Source organism: Herbiconiux sp. UC225_62 (genome assembly GCF_042694625.1).
Classification (GTDB): domain Bacteria; phylum Actinomycetota; class Actinomycetes; order Actinomycetales; family Microbacteriaceae; genus Herbiconiux.
The window spans coordinates 1,000,952-1,019,452 of record NZ_CP170551.1 but is presented as its reverse complement, the minus strand read 5'-3'; the positions used below and the strand labels follow the sequence as shown (position 1 = coordinate 1,019,452).

16 protein-coding genes are annotated in these 18,501 nt (G+C 71.3%); 5 read left to right on the top strand and 11 right to left on the bottom strand.

The window, feature by feature from the left end; genetic code table 11:
- Nucleotides 1-52 precede the first annotated feature (52 nt).
- On the top strand, nt 53-619 hold the full coding sequence (locus ACFJGU_RS04970; RefSeq protein WP_382310268.1) for an HhH-GPD-type base excision DNA repair protein: 567 nt from the start codon (nt 53-55) through the stop codon (nt 617-619).
- Here ACFJGU_RS04970 and ACFJGU_RS04965 read toward each other — a convergent pair.
- The 5 genes from ACFJGU_RS04965 to ACFJGU_RS04945 all read right to left on the bottom strand — a co-directional run bounded on the left by ACFJGU_RS04965 (nt 567) and on the right by ACFJGU_RS04945 (nt 7,973).
- Nucleotides 567-1,802, bottom strand: coding sequence for an ROK family protein (locus ACFJGU_RS04965; RefSeq protein WP_382308190.1), 1,236 nt, complete (start codon nt 1,800-1,802; stop codon nt 567-569). The two genes, ACFJGU_RS04970 and ACFJGU_RS04965, sit on opposite strands and share 53 nt — an antisense overlap.
- 103 nt (nt 1,803-1,905) lie before the next feature.
- On the bottom strand, nt 1,906-3,246 hold the full coding sequence (locus ACFJGU_RS04960) for an extracellular solute-binding protein (protein ID WP_382308188.1): 1,341 nt from the start codon (nt 3,244-3,246) through the stop codon (nt 1,906-1,908).
- A gap of 13 nt (nt 3,247-3,259) precedes the next feature.
- Nucleotides 3,260-6,124 carry a glycoside hydrolase N-terminal domain-containing protein gene (locus ACFJGU_RS04955; protein WP_382308186.1) on the bottom strand — a complete coding sequence of 955 codons (2,865 nt, stop codon included), beginning with the start codon at nt 6,122-6,124 and terminating at the stop codon, nt 3,260-3,262.
- Nucleotides 6,125-6,132: 8 nt separating this feature from the next.
- Entirely contained in the window at nt 6,133-7,086 is a 954-nt protein-coding gene (locus ACFJGU_RS04950; protein ID WP_382308184.1) for a carbohydrate ABC transporter permease, read from the bottom strand.
- Nucleotides 7,086-7,973: a carbohydrate ABC transporter permease gene (locus ACFJGU_RS04945; RefSeq protein ID WP_382308182.1), complete on the bottom strand. Its 888-nt coding sequence runs from the start codon at nt 7,971-7,973 to the stop codon at nt 7,086-7,088. Before ACFJGU_RS04945 ends, ACFJGU_RS04950 begins: the two co-directional genes overlap by 1 nt.
- A gap of 217 nt (nt 7,974-8,190) precedes the next feature.
- Between ACFJGU_RS04945 and ACFJGU_RS04940 the strand changes: the two genes are divergently transcribed.
- Together ACFJGU_RS04940 and ACFJGU_RS04935 are read left to right on the top strand one after the other, a co-directional pair.
- Nucleotides 8,191-10,452: an alpha-galactosidase gene (locus ACFJGU_RS04940; protein ID WP_382308180.1), complete on the top strand. Its 2,262-nt coding sequence runs from the start codon at nt 8,191-8,193 to the stop codon at nt 10,450-10,452.
- Nucleotides 10,449-11,072, top strand: coding sequence for an SGNH/GDSL hydrolase family protein (locus ACFJGU_RS04935; protein ID WP_382308178.1), 624 nt, complete (start codon nt 10,449-10,451; stop codon nt 11,070-11,072). Before ACFJGU_RS04940 ends, ACFJGU_RS04935 begins: the two co-directional genes overlap by 4 nt.
- 57 nt (nt 11,073-11,129) lie before the next feature.
- Here the strand turns inward: ACFJGU_RS04935 and ACFJGU_RS04930 are convergent, their stop codons facing one another.
- The 6 genes from ACFJGU_RS04930 to ACFJGU_RS04905 all read right to left on the bottom strand — a co-directional run bounded on the left by ACFJGU_RS04930 (nt 11,130) and on the right by ACFJGU_RS04905 (nt 16,427).
- Complete coding sequence (locus ACFJGU_RS04930; protein WP_382308176.1) at nt 11,130-12,065, bottom strand: hypothetical protein; 936 nt, start codon at nt 12,063-12,065, stop codon at nt 11,130-11,132.
- Between the two features lie 34 nt (nt 12,066-12,099).
- Nucleotides 12,100-12,753, bottom strand: coding sequence for a response regulator transcription factor (locus tag ACFJGU_RS04925; RefSeq protein WP_382308174.1), 654 nt, complete (start codon nt 12,751-12,753; stop codon nt 12,100-12,102).
- Entirely contained in the window at nt 12,750-14,201 is a 1,452-nt protein-coding gene (locus tag ACFJGU_RS04920; protein WP_382308172.1) for a sensor histidine kinase, read from the bottom strand. The genes ACFJGU_RS04925 and ACFJGU_RS04920 overlap by 4 nt, the downstream gene beginning before the upstream one ends.
- A gap of 95 nt (nt 14,202-14,296) precedes the next feature.
- The gene (locus ACFJGU_RS04915; RefSeq protein ID WP_382308170.1) at nt 14,297-15,418 is read right to left on the bottom strand and encodes an aminotransferase class V-fold PLP-dependent enzyme; all 1,122 of its coding nucleotides are present in this window, start codon (nt 15,416-15,418) and stop codon (nt 14,297-14,299) included.
- A gap of 9 nt (nt 15,419-15,427) precedes the next feature.
- Nucleotides 15,428-15,778 carry an L-rhamnose mutarotase gene (locus tag ACFJGU_RS04910; protein WP_382308168.1) on the bottom strand — a complete coding sequence of 117 codons (351 nt, stop codon included), beginning with the start codon at nt 15,776-15,778 and terminating at the stop codon, nt 15,428-15,430.
- Complete coding sequence (locus ACFJGU_RS04905; protein ID WP_382310266.1) at nt 15,747-16,427, bottom strand: YitT family protein; 681 nt, start codon at nt 16,425-16,427, stop codon at nt 15,747-15,749. Before ACFJGU_RS04905 ends, ACFJGU_RS04910 begins: the two co-directional genes overlap by 32 nt.
- 70 nt (nt 16,428-16,497) lie before the next feature.
- Here ACFJGU_RS04905 and ACFJGU_RS04900 point away from each other — a divergent pair, with 70 nt between their 5' ends.
- The gene (locus tag ACFJGU_RS04900; RefSeq protein WP_382308166.1) at nt 16,498-17,961 is read left to right on the top strand and encodes a PLP-dependent aminotransferase family protein; all 1,464 of its coding nucleotides are present in this window, start codon (nt 16,498-16,500) and stop codon (nt 17,959-17,961) included.
- 17 nt (nt 17,962-17,978) lie between these two features.
- Nucleotides 17,979-18,497, top strand: coding sequence for a PaaI family thioesterase (locus ACFJGU_RS04895; RefSeq protein WP_382308164.1), 519 nt, complete (start codon nt 17,979-17,981; stop codon nt 18,495-18,497).
- Nucleotides 18,498-18,501: the final 4 nt, after the last annotated feature.

The following is an 18,501-nucleotide window of genomic DNA, read 5'->3' as shown; positions in this document are numbered from 1 at the left end:
TCCGGGCAGATCGACACCCCGAGAGCCTTCGTGCCAGCATGGTGGCATGGCCATCTCGCTCCACATCACGGGCGTCGCCGACGCCGACGAACTGCTCTCCTCCGATCCGCTCGCGCTGCTCCTCGGCATGCTGCTCGACCAGCAGATCGCGATGGAGACGGCGTTCGAAGGCCCGAAGAAGATCCGCGACCGCGTCGGATCGCTGGATGCGCAGACGCTCGCCGCCTACGACCCGGAGGCGTTCGTCGAGGTGTTCCGGCAGACGCCGGCGGTGCACCGCTTCCCCGGGTCGATGGCCGCCCGCGTGCAGGCGCTCTGCGCCGCCCTCGTCGAGAAGTGGGATGGCGACGCCGAGGCACTCTGGACCCGCGACCACCCCGACGGTCCGACCGTGCTCAAGCGCCTCGAGTCGCTGCCCGGTTTCGGCGCCCAGAAGGCCCGCATCTTCCTGGCCCTGCTCGGCAAGCAGTACGGCGTGCAACCCGCCGGCTGGCGCGAGGCGGCCGGCCCTTACGGCGAGGAGGGGAGCTTCCGTTCGGTGGCCGACATCGTCGACGCCGACTCCCTCACCCGAGTGCGCGAGACGAAGCGCGCCGCAAAAGCGGCGGCGAAGAAATAGACGACACCCCCGCGTAGCGCTGCAGCACCAGCGCACGGAGGGCGGCGGCGGCGGCACCCCGTGCCCAGTCCTCGAAGGTGTGGGGGCGGATGACGATGCGGCAGTTCCCGGCCGCCCCGAACGCGTGGGCACCGAAGGCTGCGCGCAGCCGCTGGTCGTAGAGGTCGTAGTCGGCGACGGCCTCACCGGTGATCACCACGATCTCGGGGCCGGTGAGGTTCGCGACCGTGGCGATGGCCGTGCCGATGACGGTCCCGGCCCGGTCGAAGGCCTCGATGGCGGCCGGCTCCCCGGCGTGCGCGAGGGCGACCGCGTCGTCGATCGTGGCGACGGGAGTCGACTGCGCGGAGGCGACCGCGCGCACGATGGCGCTCGACCCCGCGACGGCCTCGACGCATCCGCGCCGTCCGCAGGTGCAGACGTACTGCTCGGAGGTGAGCGGCAGGTGCCCGATCTCCCCGGCCACGCCGAACGCGCCCTCGACCACCTCGCCGTTCACGTGCAACCCGCAACCGATACCGCTACCGATGGTGACGATCGCGAACGACCCTGTGCCGACACCGACGCCGAACCAGTGCTCGGCGATGGTGAGCGCGCGCACGTCGTTCTCGATCAGCACCTCCACGCCGAGGCGCTCGCGGAGTGCTGCGCCGAGCGGCTCGTCGGCCCAGCCGAGCAGGGCCGATTCGCGCACCACCCCTCCCACGGTGTCGACGTCACCCGACACGGCGACGCAGACGCCGGCGAGTCGCTCGGCCCGGTCACCGAGCAGCTCGGTGAGTCGACGGGCCACTTCGGCGATGGCGTCGACCATCGCCGCGAACCCGGTGTCGACCACGGCGAGATGCGCGGTGACGAGGATGCCCGCCGTCAGGTCGGTGGCCACCCCGATGATGTCGCCGGGGTTCACCTTGATGCCGAGCGTGATGAGCGACTCCGGCACCACCCGCACCGGACTGGCCGGTCTCCCCGGGAGGCCGTTGCCGTTCGCGGCCGAGTCGTGATGATCGGCCACCAGGCCGGCCGCGATCATCGGCGCGACCGCCTTGGTGATGGCGGCCTGCGAGAGGCCGGTGAGCCGCGCGACATCCGTGCGCGACAACGGTCCGCGGGTGAGGATGCGCGTGAACACGTCGACGGCCGCGGGCGAAGCGGTGCGCAGCAGGTCGACGGCGTCGGTCACACTACGCATTCTGGCCTCTTTCCTGTCTTCTCGTCAGCTGTCGAGCCGGGGCGGCGGGGTCTCGGCGACCGCACCGCCCCGGCTCGGCGGGGATTCCGGGCGACTACTCGCTCAGGATCTCCTTCGTCTTCTCGGTCATCTCCGGGAACACGTCGTCGCCGCGCTCACCCGAGAAGTAGGCCTCGAAGAGCGGCTGGATGGTGTCGACGATCTCCTGACCGTTGATGGTCGGCGGTGCCGGGTAGAGCTCGTCGTTCTGCAGCGCGTTGGTGAACACCGAGAGGTCGACGCCCTGCTTCAGCTGAGCATCCGCGGCCGCCTGCATCGACGCGGCGATCGACGGGAGGAAGGTGCCGTCGGCGCCGGCGACCGACTGGCAGTCCTCGGAGCCCATGTAGGAGACCCACTTCCAGGTGGAGTCGAGGTTCTTCGTGCCCGAGTAGATGTTGTTGGCGTTCGAGTTGCTGATGACGGATCGGCCGTCGGGGCCCTCGACCGTCGGCGCGATGCCGACCTTCAGATCGGTGAGCTTCGCGAACGTGGTCGCATCCCACGATCCACCTTCGACCATCGCCACCTTGCCCGAGCCGAGCTGCTCGGTGCCCGAGACCGTGAACTCGCCGAAGGCCGGTGAGAAGCCACGCTCGGCGAGCGAGCTGACGTAGTCCATGGTCTTCACGAAGTCGGGGTCGTCGTACTCGAACTGCGTGGGCCAGGCGGCCTCGTCGCCGAGACGCCATCCGGTCGACGACGCGAAGGCGTTCCACGAGGTCTGCCCGTTGAAGTCGCCCGAGCCGAGGCTGCCGATGCCGTAGGTGGCCACCTTGGTCTTGTCGAATCCGGGCTCGTCGCCGCGCACGCCGTTCTCGTCGACGGTGAGGTGGGCCACGATCTTGTCGAAGCTGCCGCCGTCGTCGGGGTTCCAGGTCATGGTGGCCAGGTCGTCGGCCGTGAGGCCGGCATCCGTCACCGCCTGCTCGTTGAAGTAGAAGGCGGCGGAGGCCCAGTCCAGCGGCAGGCCGTACTGCTTGCCGTCGGTGTACTTCCAGGAGTCGACGCCCACGGCGAACTTCGACAGGTCGAAGTCGTTGTCCTTGATGAGGTCGTCGAGCGCCATGATCTGGCCCTGGCCGGCGTAGGCGCCGAGGAGGGGCACGCTGTTCTGGAAGGCGTCGGGGGCGGAGCCGGAGACGAAGCCCGCGGTGAGCTTGGTGAAGTAGTCGTCGACCGCGTACTGCGAGATCTTCACGTCGATGCCGGGGTTCTGCTCCTGGAAGCCGGGGATGCACTTCTCGTAGGAGGCGGCCTGCTTCTCGTCCCAGGTCCACCAGTTGACGGTGCCGCCGGCGCTGTCGGTCGAGCCGCCGGCTCCGCTCGAGCAGGCGCTGAGGGCGGCCGCCGCCCCGGCGACCGCCGCGATGGCGATGATGCGCTGTAGTTTCATCTGTTCTCTCTTCTCAGTACGAGGATTCCTGCCCGGCGGTTGCGCGCGACGTCGTGCGCTCGTCCGGTTCGGGGGAATCCGAGGGTGGTGTGGTGCTGGGGTACGTCTGATGTCCGGCGGCCGCCCAGGGCAGGTCGCGGAGCGTGCGCTCGCGACCACGGTCGTACCCCTGTGACTGGGCGACCGCCGGAACCTGTTCTCCATCGAGCAGCTCGCCGAGCTCGGCGCTGCCGTGCGGGGCGAGCGTCACCGTCGCACCGCGCTCGCGGTGGGCGACGGATGCGGTCAGCTCCCGGTCGGTGAGGTTGTGAAGTCGGGCGGCGGTGAGGATGCCTCCCGACCAGCGCAGGTCGACCGCCAGGCCGCCGCGGGCGCGCAGGCCGGTCACCTCGCCGTCGGGCCAGGCCGCCGGGAGGGCGGGGAGCAGGGCGATGGCTGATCCGTGGCTCTGCACGAGCATCTCGGCGACGGCGGCCGTGAAACCGTAGTTGCCGTCGATCTGGAACGGCGGATGCGTGCTGAACAGGTTCGGCAGCAGGCCGCCCCACTCCGAGCCGTCGACCGGGGCGAAGCGCGTGACGTCGCGCTCGAGCGGATGCGTGGCCTCGAGCAGCAGGGCGCGTGCCGTGTCGCCGTCGCCGAGTCGGGCTCGCAGCGCGATCTTCCAGGCCCACGACCAGCCCATGGCTCCCGGCCCGCGGCCGTCGAGGAAGCGGCGGGTCGCCTCGGCGAGCACCGGCGTGCGCTCGGGGTCGATCTCGTCGAGCGGGTAGAGGCCCACGGCGGCCGAGAGGTGGCGGTGCAGCGGATCGTGCTCGGTCTCGTCGTGATGCCACTCGCGGAGGCGCCCGTCGGCGGTGAGGCCGGGTTCGGGGAGCCGCGCGAGGCCGTCGGCGAGCTGGTGGTCGAGGGCGCGCACGGTGTCGTCGGTGAGGTGCGCCCCGAGGATGCCGATGGCGCGGCGGGTGCGCGCGAACAGGCTGCGGATGAGGAAGACGTCCATGCTCACCGACTCGGTCAGCGACTCGGGTGACCCGTCGGGACCGAGGAACAGGTTCTCGGGCGAGGTGGAGGGGAGCGTGCGCAGGCGGCCGTCCGGCGCATCCTGCAGCCAGTCGAGGCAGAACTCGCTGGCGCCGCGGAGCAGCGGCCAGAGGGTGTCGCGCAGGTAGGCGGTGTCGGCGGTGAAGGCGTAGTGGTCCCAGGCGTTGTGGGTGAGCCAGACGCCGCCCATCATCCAGATGGCCCAGCTCGGGTTGCCGTGGCCGTTGCCCACGGGGAGCGCCCAGCCCCAGGCGTCGGTGTTGTGGTGGGCCACCCAGCCGCGCGCGCCGTAGAGGCGGCGGGCGACGTCGCCGCCGGTGACGGCGAGCTTCTGCAGGAGCTCGGGGAGGGGAGCGAAGCACTCGGGGAGACCCGTGAGGTCGGCGAGCCAGTAGTTCATCTGGGTGTTGATGTTGATGGTGTAGTTCGACGACCAGGCCGGGCGGAGCTGGTCGTTCCAGATGCCCTGGAGGTTCGCGGGCGGGCTGCCGGCGCGGGAGGAGGCGGTGAGCAGGTAGCGGCCGAACGCCGCCATGACGGTGGCGCGGAGCGCGTCGTCGTCGCCGCGGAGCACCTCGGTCGCGACGTCCCAGGAGCCGGAGCGGCGGGTGCCGATGACGATGCGCGTGCGGGAGGTGAGCGCCTCGACATCGGCCAGGTGCCGCTCGAGCAGCGCGTCCGCCCCGCGCCGGATCGCGGTGGTGGAGCGGGCGCGGGCGCGCGCTTCGATCGTGGTGCGGTCGTCGCGGATGTCGCCGGACGTGTTCGTGGCATCGCGGTCGTGCTCGGCGCGGTCTCCGGCCGGTGTGCCCGCTGCGGTGGCGCGTTCGTCAGCCGCGCGGGTGGAACCGTCGGTGGCCGAGTCGCCGGAGGGCCGGCCCGCGTTCCACCACGACTCGGCGCGGCTGGCGGTCGAGAGCACGGCGAGGAGGCGGGTGGCGCCGCGGACGAGCACGGTGCCGTCGACGATCTCGGCCGTGCCGTCGGTGTCGAACGCGAGGTGCGCGGCGGCGAACGGGTCGTAGTCGTCGGGTGCCGAGCTAGCCGGGTCGGTGGCGGCCGCACCGGTGGTGGCGGTGCGGGTGGCGCCAGCCGGGCCGGTGTCGGTTGCGGTTGCGGCGGGGCCGGCCGGGCCGGTGGCCGTCACAGCCGTGGCAGTCGCGTCGGCGCGGTAGCGGTGGGCGGGCTCGTCGGGCTCGTGCAGCGGGGCGCCGTCGATGGGGATCTCGACACCGAGCGAGAGACCCGAGCGCGTCGCCGCACTGCCCGCCTCGCGGAGGGGCGTCGTGAGCCGCAGGCGCACGTCGACCGCGCCGCCCGCCGTCTCGACCAGAACGCAGAGCGCCTGGTCGGGGGCCGAGGCCCAGCTGCGGCGACGGATCTCGGTGCCGCCCGCGCGCATCCCCTCGCTCGCGATCGCCCGGTCGAGATCGAGCTCACGGCCCAGGAAGACGAGGGGTGCAGCTGCCGAAAGCTCGACGTCGAGGTCGGCGAACGGCAGGAACTCCTGCGAGTACGGCCCCTCGAAGGTCATCAGCAGCTGCTCGGCCGTGCGCCGGTCGCCCGCGTCCAGGGCGGCGCGCACCGAAGCGAGCCGCGCCGGCCCGGCCCCGCCGGCCAGTACGGCGTCGAGCGCCCGACCTGGCCCGGAAGGAGTTCCCGACCAGACGGTCGAGTCGTTCAGTTGCAGGCGACCCGAGGGCCCGCCGAAGACCATGGCTCCGATGCGCCCGTTGCCGATCGGCATCGCCTCGGTCCAGTCGGCAGCCGCCGAGGGCCAGGACAACCGCAGCGTGCCGGGGTCGGGCTCGCCGAACACGTCGTCGCGCGACATCCGCTCGCTCATTTGATGCCCGTGAAGCCGATGGAGTTCACGATGCGCTTGCCGAACACCATGAAGAGCACGAGCATCGGCAGCGCGGCCACGAGGGTCGCGGCCATGAGGCCGGCCCAGTCCGGCGCCGCCTGCGGTGACGACTGCTTGAACACCGCGAGGGCCAGCGTGAGCGGCTGCACGCTCTCGTCGCTCGTGACCAGCAGCGGCCAGAAGTAGTCGTTCCAGGCCGTGATGAACCCGAGGATCGACAGCGTGATGATGGGCCCCGACGACATCGGCAGCGTGATCTGGAAGAACACGCGGATGCGCCCGGCCCCGTCGATGAGCGCGGCCTCCTCGGTCTCGGTGCTGAGCCCGAGCATGAACTGCCGCAGGAAGAAGATGTTGAACGCCGAGAAGAGCGCCGTGGGCAGGATCATGCCGGCGAAGGTGTTCAGCAGGCCCAGCTCCTTCACGAGAACGAAGTTCGGCAGGAGCGTCAGGATGCCGGGCACCATCAGCGCGGTGAGGAAGAGGCTGAACATCAGCTCGCGACCGCGCCAGCGCAACCGGGCGAAGGCGTAGGCGGCGAGGGCCGAGAAGAACACGATCAGCACCGTGGAGAGGGTGGCGTAGATGACCGAGTTCAGCAGGAAGTGGCCGATCTCGATCGAGGCGCCCGACCCGCCTTCGGCGATCGCCTGCTCCGGGGTCGCGAGCCCGAGCACCCGCTGGAACGCGCCGAGCGTGAAGCCGGTGGGCACGAGCGAGGCCGGATCGGTGATGAGCGAGTAGTTGTTCGAGAGGGCGGTTCGGAGGATCCAGTAGAACGGGAAGATCGTGATGAACAACACGATGATGATGTACGCCCAGGCGACGGCGCGTCCGAGGCTGAAGCGGCGGCGCGCACGACGCGCGATCGGGGCGGCGGCCGCCGAGGGGGCGGCAGCGGTGCGGGGGCGGGTGGCAGTGGTCGTCATCAGTTGGTGTCCGATTCGCTCGCGCGCAGCAGGCGCATCTGCAGGAAGGTGATGACGATGAGCACGGCGAACAGCGCCAGTGACATCGCCGAGGCGTACCCGAAGTCGAATTGCCCGAAGGCCTTGCTGTAGATGTACATCTGCAGCACGTTCGAGGCGTTGGCGGGCCCGCCCTTGGTGGCGACCTGCACGATGTCGAACACCTGGAAGGCGCCGATCACGTTGAGCACCACGACCAGGGCGAGGATGGGCCGCAGCAGTGGCAGCGTCAGCCGGCGGAACATCTGGAACTCGCTCGCCCCGTCGATCCGGCCCGCTTCGTAGATGGTGGGCGGGATGGTCTGCAGCCCGGCAAAGATGATGATGGCGGTGTAGCCGAGCGACTTCCACACGCTGATCATCGCGATCGACGGGATGGCCCAGGCCCGCGAGGTGAGGAACTGGATGCTCTGCCCGGTGAGGTGCTCGAGCGCGATGTTGATGATGCCGAGCTGGGTGTCGAGCATCCACGACCAGACCGTCGCGGCCACGACGCCCGAGATGAGGAACGGCAGGATGATGAGGCCGCGCACCACCGTCGAGGCGGTGAGCCGGTGCAGTACCACGGCGGTGATGATGGAGAGCGTGAGGCCGAGCGCCACGGAGAGCACCACGAAGTAGACGGTGACGAGTAGCGAGCTCCAGAACACGTCGTCGCCGAGGAGCTTCGTGAAGTTGTCGAGGCCGATCCACTTCGGCGGGGTGAGCACCTTGAAATCGGTGAAGCTCAGGTAGATGCCGCGGAGCGTGGGGTAGGCGGCGAACACCAGGAAGCCGATGAGCGCAGGGGCGATGAACAGCCACGCCAGCTTCGCATCGCCCCGGTGCGCGGGGGCCTTCGCGTTCACGGAGCCGCGCCGGGCACGATTCCGATCGGCGCGGGAAGGCCGCGTCGGGGCCGCGGCCGTTGATCTTGCGATCACCATTGATCCACCTGTTCCGCCGGTTCGTCTCGACCGGAAACCCCGAATGGCGGAGGGAAGATTTCCGGATCTGCACTTGCATCGACAGACTAGAGATGGTTTATTCACAATGTCAAGTAATTACGAATGAGGGAATTCAGACATGACTCACGGCGAGGAAGCCGTCATTTTGCTGCGCGCGGCCGGGGTGTCCTTCGCTGTCGAACTGACCTCCCCGGTGCCGCAGGTGCTGCACTGGGGAGAGGATCTCGGGCCGCTCGACGGCGCCGATCTGCAGGCGCTGCGCACCAGCGCGCAGCCCGCCCTGCTCAACAATTCCCCGGATGCGCCGCGTGTCTTCTCCGTGTGGCCCACGGAGCGCGACGGCTGGTCGGGCACCCCGGCCCAGTCCGGCCACGCGGGCGGGACACGCACCACGCCGCGGCCCGTGCTCGACCGCAGCGAGGTGGTGCCGGCGGCGGGGGGCGACGCGGGCGGCAGCATCGTGCTGCATTTCGTCGACGCCGTCACCGCGATGCGCTCACGCCTGCGCTACACGCTCGACACCTTCGGTGTGCTCGCGGTCGACCTCGACGTCACGCGGGACCTCTCCGTCGGAACCCCCGGTTCCGCCGACCCCTACGCCCTCGCCTCCCTCGATGCGCTCCTGCCGTTGCCCGAACGGGCCGGCGAGATCGCCGACTTCGCGGGCAAGTGGTGCCGCGAGCGCTCGCTGCAGCGCACCCCGGTGCGTTTCGGCGCGCACCGCCGCGAGAGCCGCCGGGGCAAGCCGGGACACGACTCCCCGTTCCTCACCCTCGTCGGCACGCCCGGATTCGGGTTCCGCCACGGCGAGGTGTGGGCGATGCACGTCGCCTGGAGCGGCAACCAGCACACCCTCGTCGAGCAACTCCCCGAGGGCGCCGGCCCCTTCCGCTCGGTGGTGGGAGGGGGCGAGCTGCTGATGCCGGGCGAGGTTCTGCTCGCCGACGGCGAGAGCTACGCGGCACCCACCGTGCTGTTCACCTGGTCGGGGGACGGTATGGACGGCGTCTCCGAACGCCTCCACCGACGCCTGCGGGCGCGGCCGGGGCATCCGTCCACCGCCCGGCCGCTCGTGCTCAACACCTGGGAGGCCGTCTACTTCGACCACGACCTCGAACGCCTGGGCCGACTCGCCGAACTGGCCGCGCGCGTGGGCGTCGAGCGGGTGGTGCTCGACGACGGCTGGTTCTCCGGCCGGCGGGATGCGGATGCCGGACTCGGCGACTGGAACGTCGACGCCGCGATCTGGCCGCAGGGCCTCGCGCCGTTCGTCGAGCGGGTGCGTCAGCACGGCATGCAGTTCGGGCTCTGGTTCGAACCCGAGATGGTGAACCTCGACTCCGATCTGGCGCGGGAGCATCCGGACTGGCTGCTCGCTCCCTCCGAGGGGGTGGGGCTGCCCTCGCGCAACCAGTACGTGCTCGACATCGGCAAGCCCGAGGTGGCGGACTACCTGCTCGAGCGCATCGACGCGCTGGTGGACGAGTACGCGATCGACTACATCAAGTGGGACCACAACCGCGACCTCTCCGAGGCCGTGAGCCGCGGCACGGGCGCCGACGGAGGCGACCGTCCCGGTGTGCGGCGGCAGACCCTGGCGCTCTACGACCTGCTCGACGAATTGCGGCGGCGGCATCCGGGGCTCGAGATCGAGACCTGCTCCGGCGGGGGAGGCCGCATCGACCTCGGCATCCTCGAGCGCACCGACCGGGTGTGGGCCTCCGACTGCAACGACCCCGTCGAGCGGCTCGAGATCGAGCGCTGGACCTCACTGCTGCTGCCACCCGAGCTGATCGGCAGCCACCTCGGTGCCGCCCAGGCGCACACCACCTCGCGGGTGACCTCGGCGCCGTTCCGCCTGGCGTCCGCGCTGTTCGCCCACTCGGGCATCGAATGGGACCTCACCGACTGCAGCGACGAGGAACTCGAGCAGATCGCCACCTGGTCGGCGATGTACCGCGAGTTCCGCTCCCTCGTGCACGGAGGCCGCGTGGTGAACGCCGACCTGGCCGACGAGGCCACGACCCTGCACGGCGTGGTGGGCGAGGACGGGCGGGCGCTCTACGCCTGGTCGCGCGTGGCGACGTCGGCCGGCGGACAGGCGGGGCGCATCCGGTTGCCCGGGCTGGATCCCGACGCGCGCTACGAGGTCCGGCTGCGGGAAGAGCTCGGCCGGGCGAGCCGCCACGAGGCGCGCGACCCCGGCTGGGCGCAGGAGGCGGCACGAGGCTGGGTCTCCGTGCCCGGACGGGTCGCGACGGTGGCGGGATTGCCGCTGCCGACCCTCAACCCGCAGCAGACGCTGTTGATCGAGGTGCGGCTCGCGGATGCGCGTGGCGCCGTCGACGCGCCCGGCCCGGATGGGAGGCTCGAGGCATGACCGACATCCCGACCGTGCTCTTCGTGGGCGACAGCGTGACCGACTGCGACCGCCGCACCGATCCCGACGGGCTCGGCGACGGCTACGTGCGCGTGCTCGCCGCCACCCCGGAACTCGCGGGCCGCACCGTGCTCAATCGTGGGATCAGCGGCAACCGCGTGGTGGACCTCGAGGCGCGCTGGGCCGATGACGTGCTCGCGGTCGACGCGGGGGTGGTGAGCATCCTCATCGGCATCAACGACACCTGGCGGCGCTACGACAGCGACGACCCGACGTCGGCGGCCGACTTCGAGGCCGGCTACCGCCGACTGCTCGCGCCGCTCGCCGCGCGGCCCGGGACCTCGATCGTGCTGATGGAGCCGTTCGTGCTGCCTGTCACACCCGAGCAGTCCGCGTGGCGCGACGATCTCGACCCCAAGATCGCGGTCGTGCGACGCCTCGCGGCGGAGTTCGGCGCCACCCTCGTGCCCACTGACGTCGAGCTCACGGCGCTGGCGGGCGCGGCAGGCGCCGGTGGCGCCGCGGCGCTCGCGGCCGACGGCGTGCACCCGACACCGCAGGGACACGCGGCGATCGCCGCGATCTGGCTCGCGCACGCGGGGCACCTGCTCGCGCGTTGACAGCGCGCGAAGGGGCCGCACGCCCGGGCGTGCGACCCCTTCCGTCATGATCCGGCCTCAGCCGATCGGCGTGGGATTCGTCGGATTCGGCGGCACCGGCAGTGATCCGTGGATCTGGTTCTGTGCCTGGCACTGGCTGGTGCAATTCGTCGCGCCCTGGGAGAGCTCGATGGCGTCCTCACCCAGCACGCCGCCGAGGCGCCCGCCCGAGGTGACGAGCCACTTGGTGACGGTGCCCGTCTGCAGGGTCTTCGTGGCCACCTGCGGGCTGTCCTTGCCGAGCAGCATCTGGTGGTAACCGGTGGCGTTCTGTGCGCTGCTCACGGCGTCGACCCCGTTGCCGAAGTTGATCTTGCCCGTGAACTGGTTCACGAAGTAGAACAGGCCCGGGCCAAGGGTGTGCACGAGCTCGACCGAGGTGCCGAACTCCGGCTCCATCTGGAAGATGCCGCCCTGGGCGCCGTCCTTCGCCTGGATCTTGAGCTTCCCGGCGGCCGCGCCGAAGACGATCACGAGCGTGTCGTCCTTCACCTCGAGCTGTTGGATCCTCACCGTGCCGATCTGGGCGGGAGTGAGAGTCGGCACCTTGGAAGCGAACAGCACGGTGGGAGAGGTGACCATCCGCAACGCATCGGGGGCGCCCGTGAGCGTGTAGTCGTACACACCCAGCGTGCTCGGGTCGATGCGGAAGGTGTTGTTCACACCCGTGACCAGGATCGGGCCGGAGACGGCGACATCCTTGAGCTTCACATCCTTCCCGGCGGCCGGGTTGTAGGTGGTCCCGTTCACGGTGACCGCGTAGTCGCCGCCGTTCGCGGAGGGCTTGGCGGAGGCGGGCGCGGCGACCGCGGTGGCGGCGAGGAGGGCGGTTGCGGCGATCGTGGTGGCGACGAGCGCGCGGCGGGCGATTCGGCCGAGGGGGGAACGAGGTGACATGGTGACCTTCCGGAAGACGGGGGAGCGGATGCGGGCTACCCGCTCGTCCATCGTCATCGACTCGTGTCTCCCGGTCGATACGACCTTGGTACTAGTACCCGTTCTCGCGCGCCCAGAGGGCGGCGCTGGTGCGGTCGTTGACGCCGAGTCGGCGGAAGACACTACCCAGGTGCACCTTCACGGTGCGCTCGGCGATGCCGAGTTCGCGCGCGATCTGCTTGTTGGCCAGGCCCCGGGCGACCAGGCGCAGCACCTCGGCCTCCCGACCACGGACCAGCGGCTCCGGGTGGGACTCGGGGTCCGACTGTGCTTCCAACGGGGCGGCTGCCCTCCCGCTCGTGGGGAACAGCATGCGGGCCACCCTCGGGTCGATGGGTGCCTCACCGCGGGCCGCGGCCCGGATGCCCGCTGCGATCTCGGCGGGCTCGGCGTCCTTCAGCAGATACCCCGCAGCGCCGGCGGCGAGGGCATCGCGCAGCTGCCTGCTGTCTCGGGAGGAGGTGAGGATGAGCACAGGGAGGTGCGGATGCGCCGCGTGCACCATCGTCGTGGCCGTCACGCCGTCGGTGCCGGGCATCGAGAGGTCCATGAGCAGCAGGTCGGGCCGCGCGTCCTCGACCAGCGCGAGAGCGAAGGCGCCGTCCGAGGCCTCGCCCACCACGGCCACGTCGTCGAGTTCGCGCAGCAGGGCCACCAACCCGGCTCGCACCAGCGGGTGGTCGTCGACCAGCGCGACCCGGATCATCCGACGTCCTCCGGTGCGTCGGACCCGCGTCCGCCGGCCGACTCGCGCAGCACGAGCCGCCACCGGGTGCCCTGTCCGGGTGCGGTGCGCACGAGCAGACGCCCGCCCGCATCCGCGACCGCCTCGACGATCAGCGGGATGCCGAGGTGCCCCGACTCCGGCTGCCCGGCGCCGGCCGGGTCGAAGCCGCGGCCGTCGTCGGCGATCTCCACGTGTACGCTCGGGCCCGCGCCGACGCGACCGCCCGTGCCGTCACCGGCGCCGTCCCCCGCCGTGCTCAGTGTCACGACTGCCTCGCGTGCGTGGGCGTGTCTCACCGTGTTCGCAAGACACTCGCGCACCACGCGGAACACCAGCCGGGCCTCGTCGGGCGTGAGCTCGGGAATGCCGGCGTCCACGATCCGCACCTGCACCCCGCGGCCCCGGACGGCCGACGCGAGGTCGTCGAGCGCGGACAGGATGCCGGCCGCGGTGAGACTCGGCGGGTACACGTCCACGAGCAGCGACCGCAGCCCACCCACGTTCGCGCGCAGGGTACGCGCTGATTGCTCGAGCTCCGTCGCCAGCGCGTGGGCGCCCGAGGTCTCGGCTCGGGTGGCCGCATTGTGCAGTGCCAAGGCGCTTGCGGTGAGGTCCTGGATGGCTCCGTCGTGCAGGCGGCCGGCGATGCGCCGCCGTTCGTCGGACGAGGCGTCGAGCGCGTGCTGCAACACCGCCTCCCGGTGTGCCCGCACCTCACCCAGGTAGGTCATCAGCCGACGACCGAGGGGCAGCAGCAGCACCAACAAGGCCACCACGCTGCCTGCCGCCAGGAGCGAGAAGGCGCCCCAGAGCTCGCCGGTGCGCACGCTCACCTGGTCATAGCGGAAGTAGGCCTCGAACAACACCGTGCGCCCGCTCGGACTCGTGACGGCGTGGTAGGCCTCCAGCAATTCGCCCTGCCCCGACTCGAAGCGGTTCTCCGGGGCCTCGAGGTCGGAGACCTCCGCCTCCACCCCTCCGTTCTCGAGAACGCCACGCTCCTCGTCGTCGAGACCGAAGGTCTCGCCGATCAGTCGCGGCTCGTCGGAGTAGAGGATCGTGCCGGCCGCGTCCCAGATCTTCACGCGCACCACCGAATCGCCGAGCACCCGGCTGTGCACGAGTTCGTCGAGCGCAGAGCGGGCCGCCTCGTCGCCGTCGAGCAGGAAGTCGCTGAGGGCCGGCTCCACGATGACGTCGCCGAGCAGCTCGGCCGTGCGCGCGGCGTCATGCACCGCCTCCCGCTCGGCGAGCTGACGGGCCACGACCACGCCAACGGCCACGACCACGAGCACAACGAGCACGGCGGCGGCGATCAGGCGCGTGAACAGCCCGCGTCGCGAGGGCGGCGCGGCGAGGGCCCCGCGACGGCGCCCGGCCTCGGTGAGGTCGGTCCACGCCACGCGGTCCAACAGAGGGGGCGTCATGGTCTCTCTTCCATCGGCTGACGTCGTTGAGGAGATCCTCGCCCATCACGAGGGGATCTCCTGTCCACAACCCCGTCGGCGGGGCCGCTTCCTATTCAGCCAGGAGCCGACGCACTCCGCCCGATGAGCTCGGCCACTCGATCGATCGTGCCGCCCGGCGTGGTGCTGTGCGGCGAGAAGCGGATGCGGTCGTCGCCGTGCAGGGTGGCCGTGACTCCTGCCGCCGTCAGGCGCGCGTGCGCCTCGATCGCCGCGCCGGCGGGGTAGCCCGCCACCACGATCCCGGCGCGTTCGGCAGGAGCGCGGGGAGAGAGGAGTGCGAGCCCGGCCGCCTCGATCGCGTCGGCCAGGCGACCGGCGGTGGACGCGATCTGTGCCGCGATCACCCCGATGCCGGTCGCGGTGATCCCTTCGAGCGCCGTCGCCAGCGCGCCCGACGTGAACGGCGAGAGATTCGTGACCGCGTGCCGCTCGGCCCCTGCGAGCAGCGGGTGGATCGTGCCGTCGTAGCGTGCCTGGTCCTCGGCGCCGGCCCAGCTGCCGAGAGTGGGCTCCACCTGGGCGAGCCCCCGTTCGGAGAATGCCATGAACCCGGTGCCCCAGCCGGCCCGCAGCCACTTCTGCCCGCCGACCACGAGCACGTCGGCGGGCGACCAGTCGGCGTCGATCGCGCCGAAGCCCTGGATGCCGTCGACCACGAGCAGGCGGTCGGGCCCGATGACCGAGCGGATGCCCGCCAGATCGGCCCGGTACCCGGTGCGGAAGTCGACCGCGCTCACGGCGACCGCTCCGATCGCCGGCGTCAGCGCATCCGCCACCCGTTCGGGCGTGACGGGCGACGGGGAGACCGTGCCCGACGTCATGCCCGGCCCCGATCCGGGCAAGGCGTGCACGCGGAGGCGGCCGGCGGCTTCGGCACGGCGCCACGGGTACACGTTCGCCGGGAACTCGTCGAGGCTCACCAGCACGTCGCCACGCACGCCGAACGCGGTCTGCAGGAGGCCCTGCGAGGTGCTCGTGGTGAGCGCGACCCGCTCGGCCGGCACGCCCGCGAGGCGGGCCACCGCCGCCCGCGCGCGGGCGTGCTCGCCGTGCAACTCGGCCGACGTCGTGGGCCCGCCGCGCATCGCGCTTGCCAAGAGAGCCTGCACGGTGTCGGCGACGGCCTGAGTGGGCGGGCTGTAGCTGGCGTGGTTGAGGTAGAGGGGATCTTCCATCGCGGTCGCTCAGGCGTCGGGCGCGAGGCCGTCGACCTGGCTGCGGAGTCGCCACACGAGGGGCACCGGCAGGCCGGCATCGCCCTCGCCGACCCCGTTCACCTCGAAGTGGTCGACGAACGGCCCGATGGTGGCCTGCCACTCCTCGTTCACCGGGTCGCCGTCGAGCGCGGCCATCGCGGCGAGGAAGTCGTCGCACTCCACCAGGTGGAAGAGGTCGCGACCACTGCGCCAGATGGTCCAGTCGTGGATGCCGAGTTCGGCGAACCGCGCCGCCAGCGCCGCGGGGACGACCGCGTGGGCCCGGTCGTAGCCGCTCTCGGCGCCGTCACGGGTGAGGGAGTGCAGGGCGACGCGCATCGGTGTCCTTCGGGGTGTCGTTCGCGGGTGGTCGGTCCGGCGCCGGCTCCGGCGCCGACTTCATGCTGCCATATCGCCCGAGCGCCCCGAACCAGCGCAGCGTGAGACCGCAGAGCGGCCCGATCGTGACCGCGAAGACGAGCGTGCCGATGCCCACGTCGCCGCCGAGCAGCCAGCCCACCAGCAGCACGCTGCCCTCGACGAGCCCCCGCGCCACCCAGATCGGCCAGCCCAGCCGCGTGTGGATGCCGGTCATCAATCCGTCGCGCGGACCCGGGCCCAGCGCCGCGCCGATGTAGATGCCGCTGGCCACCGCGAGCAGCAGCAACCCGGCTGCGAAGAGCAGGATCTGCAGCCACAGCAGGTCGACCGGCGGGATGAGCCAGAGGCCGACCTCGATCGTAGTGCCCACGAGCAGCACGTTCAGCAGCGTGCCGAGACCCGGCCTCTGGCGGAGCGGGATCCAGAGCAGCAGCACCCCGAGCCCGATCACGTTGGTGAGGATGCCGATACCCCACCCCGTGCGCTCCGACACCCCCTGGGCCAGCACCGTCCACGGCTCGACCCCGATGGCGGCGCGGATGATCAGGCTGTCCGCGAATCCATAGAGCACGAGCCCGACGAGCAGGCGCAGGAGACGGGGAGTCAGGCGGATCATCGAAGTAGCCAATCGCGAAATTGGCTCTAGTACAAGGAGCCAATATGACTAGAGTGGATGCATGGCTGACGCTCGCATCGGAACGCGCTCCCTCCTCGCCCTGCTCGGCGACTGGCGACTCCCCGCCTCCGGCCCCTCCTATCTCGCGCTCTTCGACCGCATCCGGCTGCTCGTGCTCGACGGCCGCATCGCGGTCGACACCCGCCTGCCGGCCGAGCGCGATCTGGCGCAGGCTCTCGGCGTGAGCCGCACGATGGTGTCGGCGGCCTACCGCGAACTGCGCGACGCCGGGTACACCCAGAGCGTGCGCGGCTCGGGCAGCGTCACGCGCCTGCCGGGCCGGGCTCCGGTGGGTGGGCACGACGTCTCGGGCGACTTCATCGACTTTTCCAAGGCCACCCTGCCGGCCTATCCCGGTCTCTTCGCGGCCACGCAGGATGCGCTGAGCGACTACCCCGCGGCCCTCACCACGAGCGGTCTCGATCCCTTCGGCGAGCTCGTGCTGCGCGAGGCCGTGGCCGCTCGCTACACCGAGCGAGGACTGCCCACGAGCGTCGACCAGGTGATGATCACGATCGGCGCGCAGCACGCGATCTTCCTGCTCGCGCGGGTGCTGCTCGGCCGCGGCGACCGCGCCGTGGTGGAGCTGCCGAGCTACCCGCACGCCTACGAGGCGCTGAAGGCGGCGGGGGCTCGACTGGTGCCCGTGACCGTCGCGGCCGTCGGCACCAGCGACGACGGCCTGCACGGCTGGGACGCCGCGGGGCTCTCCCAGGCCTTCGCCCGCACGAGCCCGGCGCTCGCCTACCTGATGCCCGACTTCCACAACCCCACCGGCGAGAGCATGCCGGCCGAGCTCCGCGAACAGGTGCTGAGCGACGCGGCCCGCCAGGGCACGCTGGTGATCGCCGACGAGACCTCCGGCGAACTCGACATCGACCGCGCCGAGTCGTTCCTCCCGTTCGCGGCCTACGGCGACGCGGGCACGGCCGGGTCGGCCATCATGATCGGGTCGGTCGGCAAGACGGTCTGGTCGGGCCTGCGGGTGGGCTGGATCCGAGCCGAGCCCGCCATCATCCGCAAGCTCGCCGGTGCGCGCTTCGCCGGCGACCTCGGCACGCCGGTGCTCGAGCAGCTCGTGGTGGCGCGTCTGCTCCGCGACTTCGAGCCGGTGCTCGCCCTCCGGTCGGCTCAGCTCCGGGAAGGGCGGGACACGGTCATCCGGATGCTCGGGGAACGCTTCCCGGAATGGCGCGTGCCCCGCGTCGACGGCGGCCTCGCCACCTGGGTGAACCTCGGCTCCCCGATCAGCTCGCAGCTGGCCCTCGCCGCCCGCTCGCGCGGGGTGCTCATCACGGCCGGCCCGCGCTTCGGGCTCGACGGGGCGTTCGAACGGTTCATCCGCATCCCGATCGGGTATCAACTCGGTGACCTCGAACGGGGTCTCGACGCGCTGGCCGAGAGCAGCGGATCGCTCTCCCACGCCCCGGTGCCGCCGGCCGAGCTGTTCGCCGACGTGGTCTAGCGGTCTACGCTGACGGCATGACCGCGATCGACGACGACAACACGGATGCCCGCCGCCGCGTGGTGGAGTGGGACGACCCGCAGCAGAACGTCGACGCCGCCCCCGGGATGTCGGGGCTGGAGTTCCTCCGCGCGATGGCCGCCGGCCATCTGCCGCCGCCGCCCATCGGCAAGCTCGTCGGCATGACGCTCGCCGACGTCGGCGAGGGAACGGCCACCTTCACCTGCGAGCCGGGGGAGTACCACTACAACCCGTTGGGCATCGTGCACGGCGGACTGATCAGCACCCTGCTCGACTCGGCCCTCGGCTGCGCGGTCCAGTCCACACTGCCCGCAGGCATCGGCTACACCTCCATCGAGCTGAAGGTGAGCTTCCTGCGCCCGATCACCCGCGACAGCGGAACCCTGCGGTGCGTCGGCCGCGTCGTGAAACCGGGCCGACGTGTCGCCTTCGCCGAGGCCGAGCTGACGGATGCCCGCGGTGCGGTCGTCGCGACCGCCACGAGTTCCCTCCTCGTCTTCCCCTTCGGCAGTTAGACCT

Bases quoted from the DNA above. Each gene is read 5' to 3' on its own strand.
- ACFJGU_RS04930 (WP_382308176.1), bottom strand. From the start codon at position 12,065: ATGACGATGGACGAGCGGGTAGCCCGCATCCGCTCCCCCGTCTTCCGG.
- ACFJGU_RS04920 (WP_382308172.1), bottom strand. From the start codon at position 14,201: ATGACGCCCCCTCTGTTGGACCGCGTGGCGTGGACCGACCTCACCGAG.
- ACFJGU_RS04960 (WP_382308188.1), bottom strand. From the start codon at position 3,246: ATGAAACTACAGCGCATCATCGCCATCGCGGCGGTCGCCGGGGCGGCG.
- ACFJGU_RS04925 (WP_382308174.1), bottom strand. From the start codon at position 12,753: ATGATCCGGGTCGCGCTGGTCGACGACCACCCGCTGGTGCGAGCCGGG.
- ACFJGU_RS04915 (WP_382308170.1), bottom strand. From the start codon at position 15,418: ATGGAAGATCCCCTCTACCTCAACCACGCCAGCTACAGCCCGCCCACT.
- ACFJGU_RS04950 (WP_382308184.1), bottom strand. From the start codon at position 7,086: ATGACGACCACTGCCACCCGCCCCCGCACCGCTGCCGCCCCCTCGGCG.
- ACFJGU_RS04955 (WP_382308186.1), bottom strand. From the start codon at position 6,124: ATGTCGCGCGACGACGTGTTCGGCGAGCCCGACCCCGGCACGCTGCGG.
- ACFJGU_RS04895 (WP_382308164.1), top strand. From the start codon at position 17,979: ATGACCGCGATCGACGACGACAACACGGATGCCCGCCGCCGCGTGGTG.
- ACFJGU_RS04935 (WP_382308178.1), top strand. From the start codon at position 10,449: ATGACCGACATCCCGACCGTGCTCTTCGTGGGCGACAGCGTGACCGAC.
- ACFJGU_RS04900 (WP_382308166.1), top strand. From the start codon at position 16,498: ATGGCTGACGCTCGCATCGGAACGCGCTCCCTCCTCGCCCTGCTCGGC.
- ACFJGU_RS04940 (WP_382308180.1), top strand. From the start codon at position 8,191: ATGACTCACGGCGAGGAAGCCGTCATTTTGCTGCGCGCGGCCGGGGTG.
- ACFJGU_RS04910 (WP_382308168.1), bottom strand. From the start codon at position 15,778: ATGCGCGTCGCCCTGCACTCCCTCACCCGTGACGGCGCCGAGAGCGGC.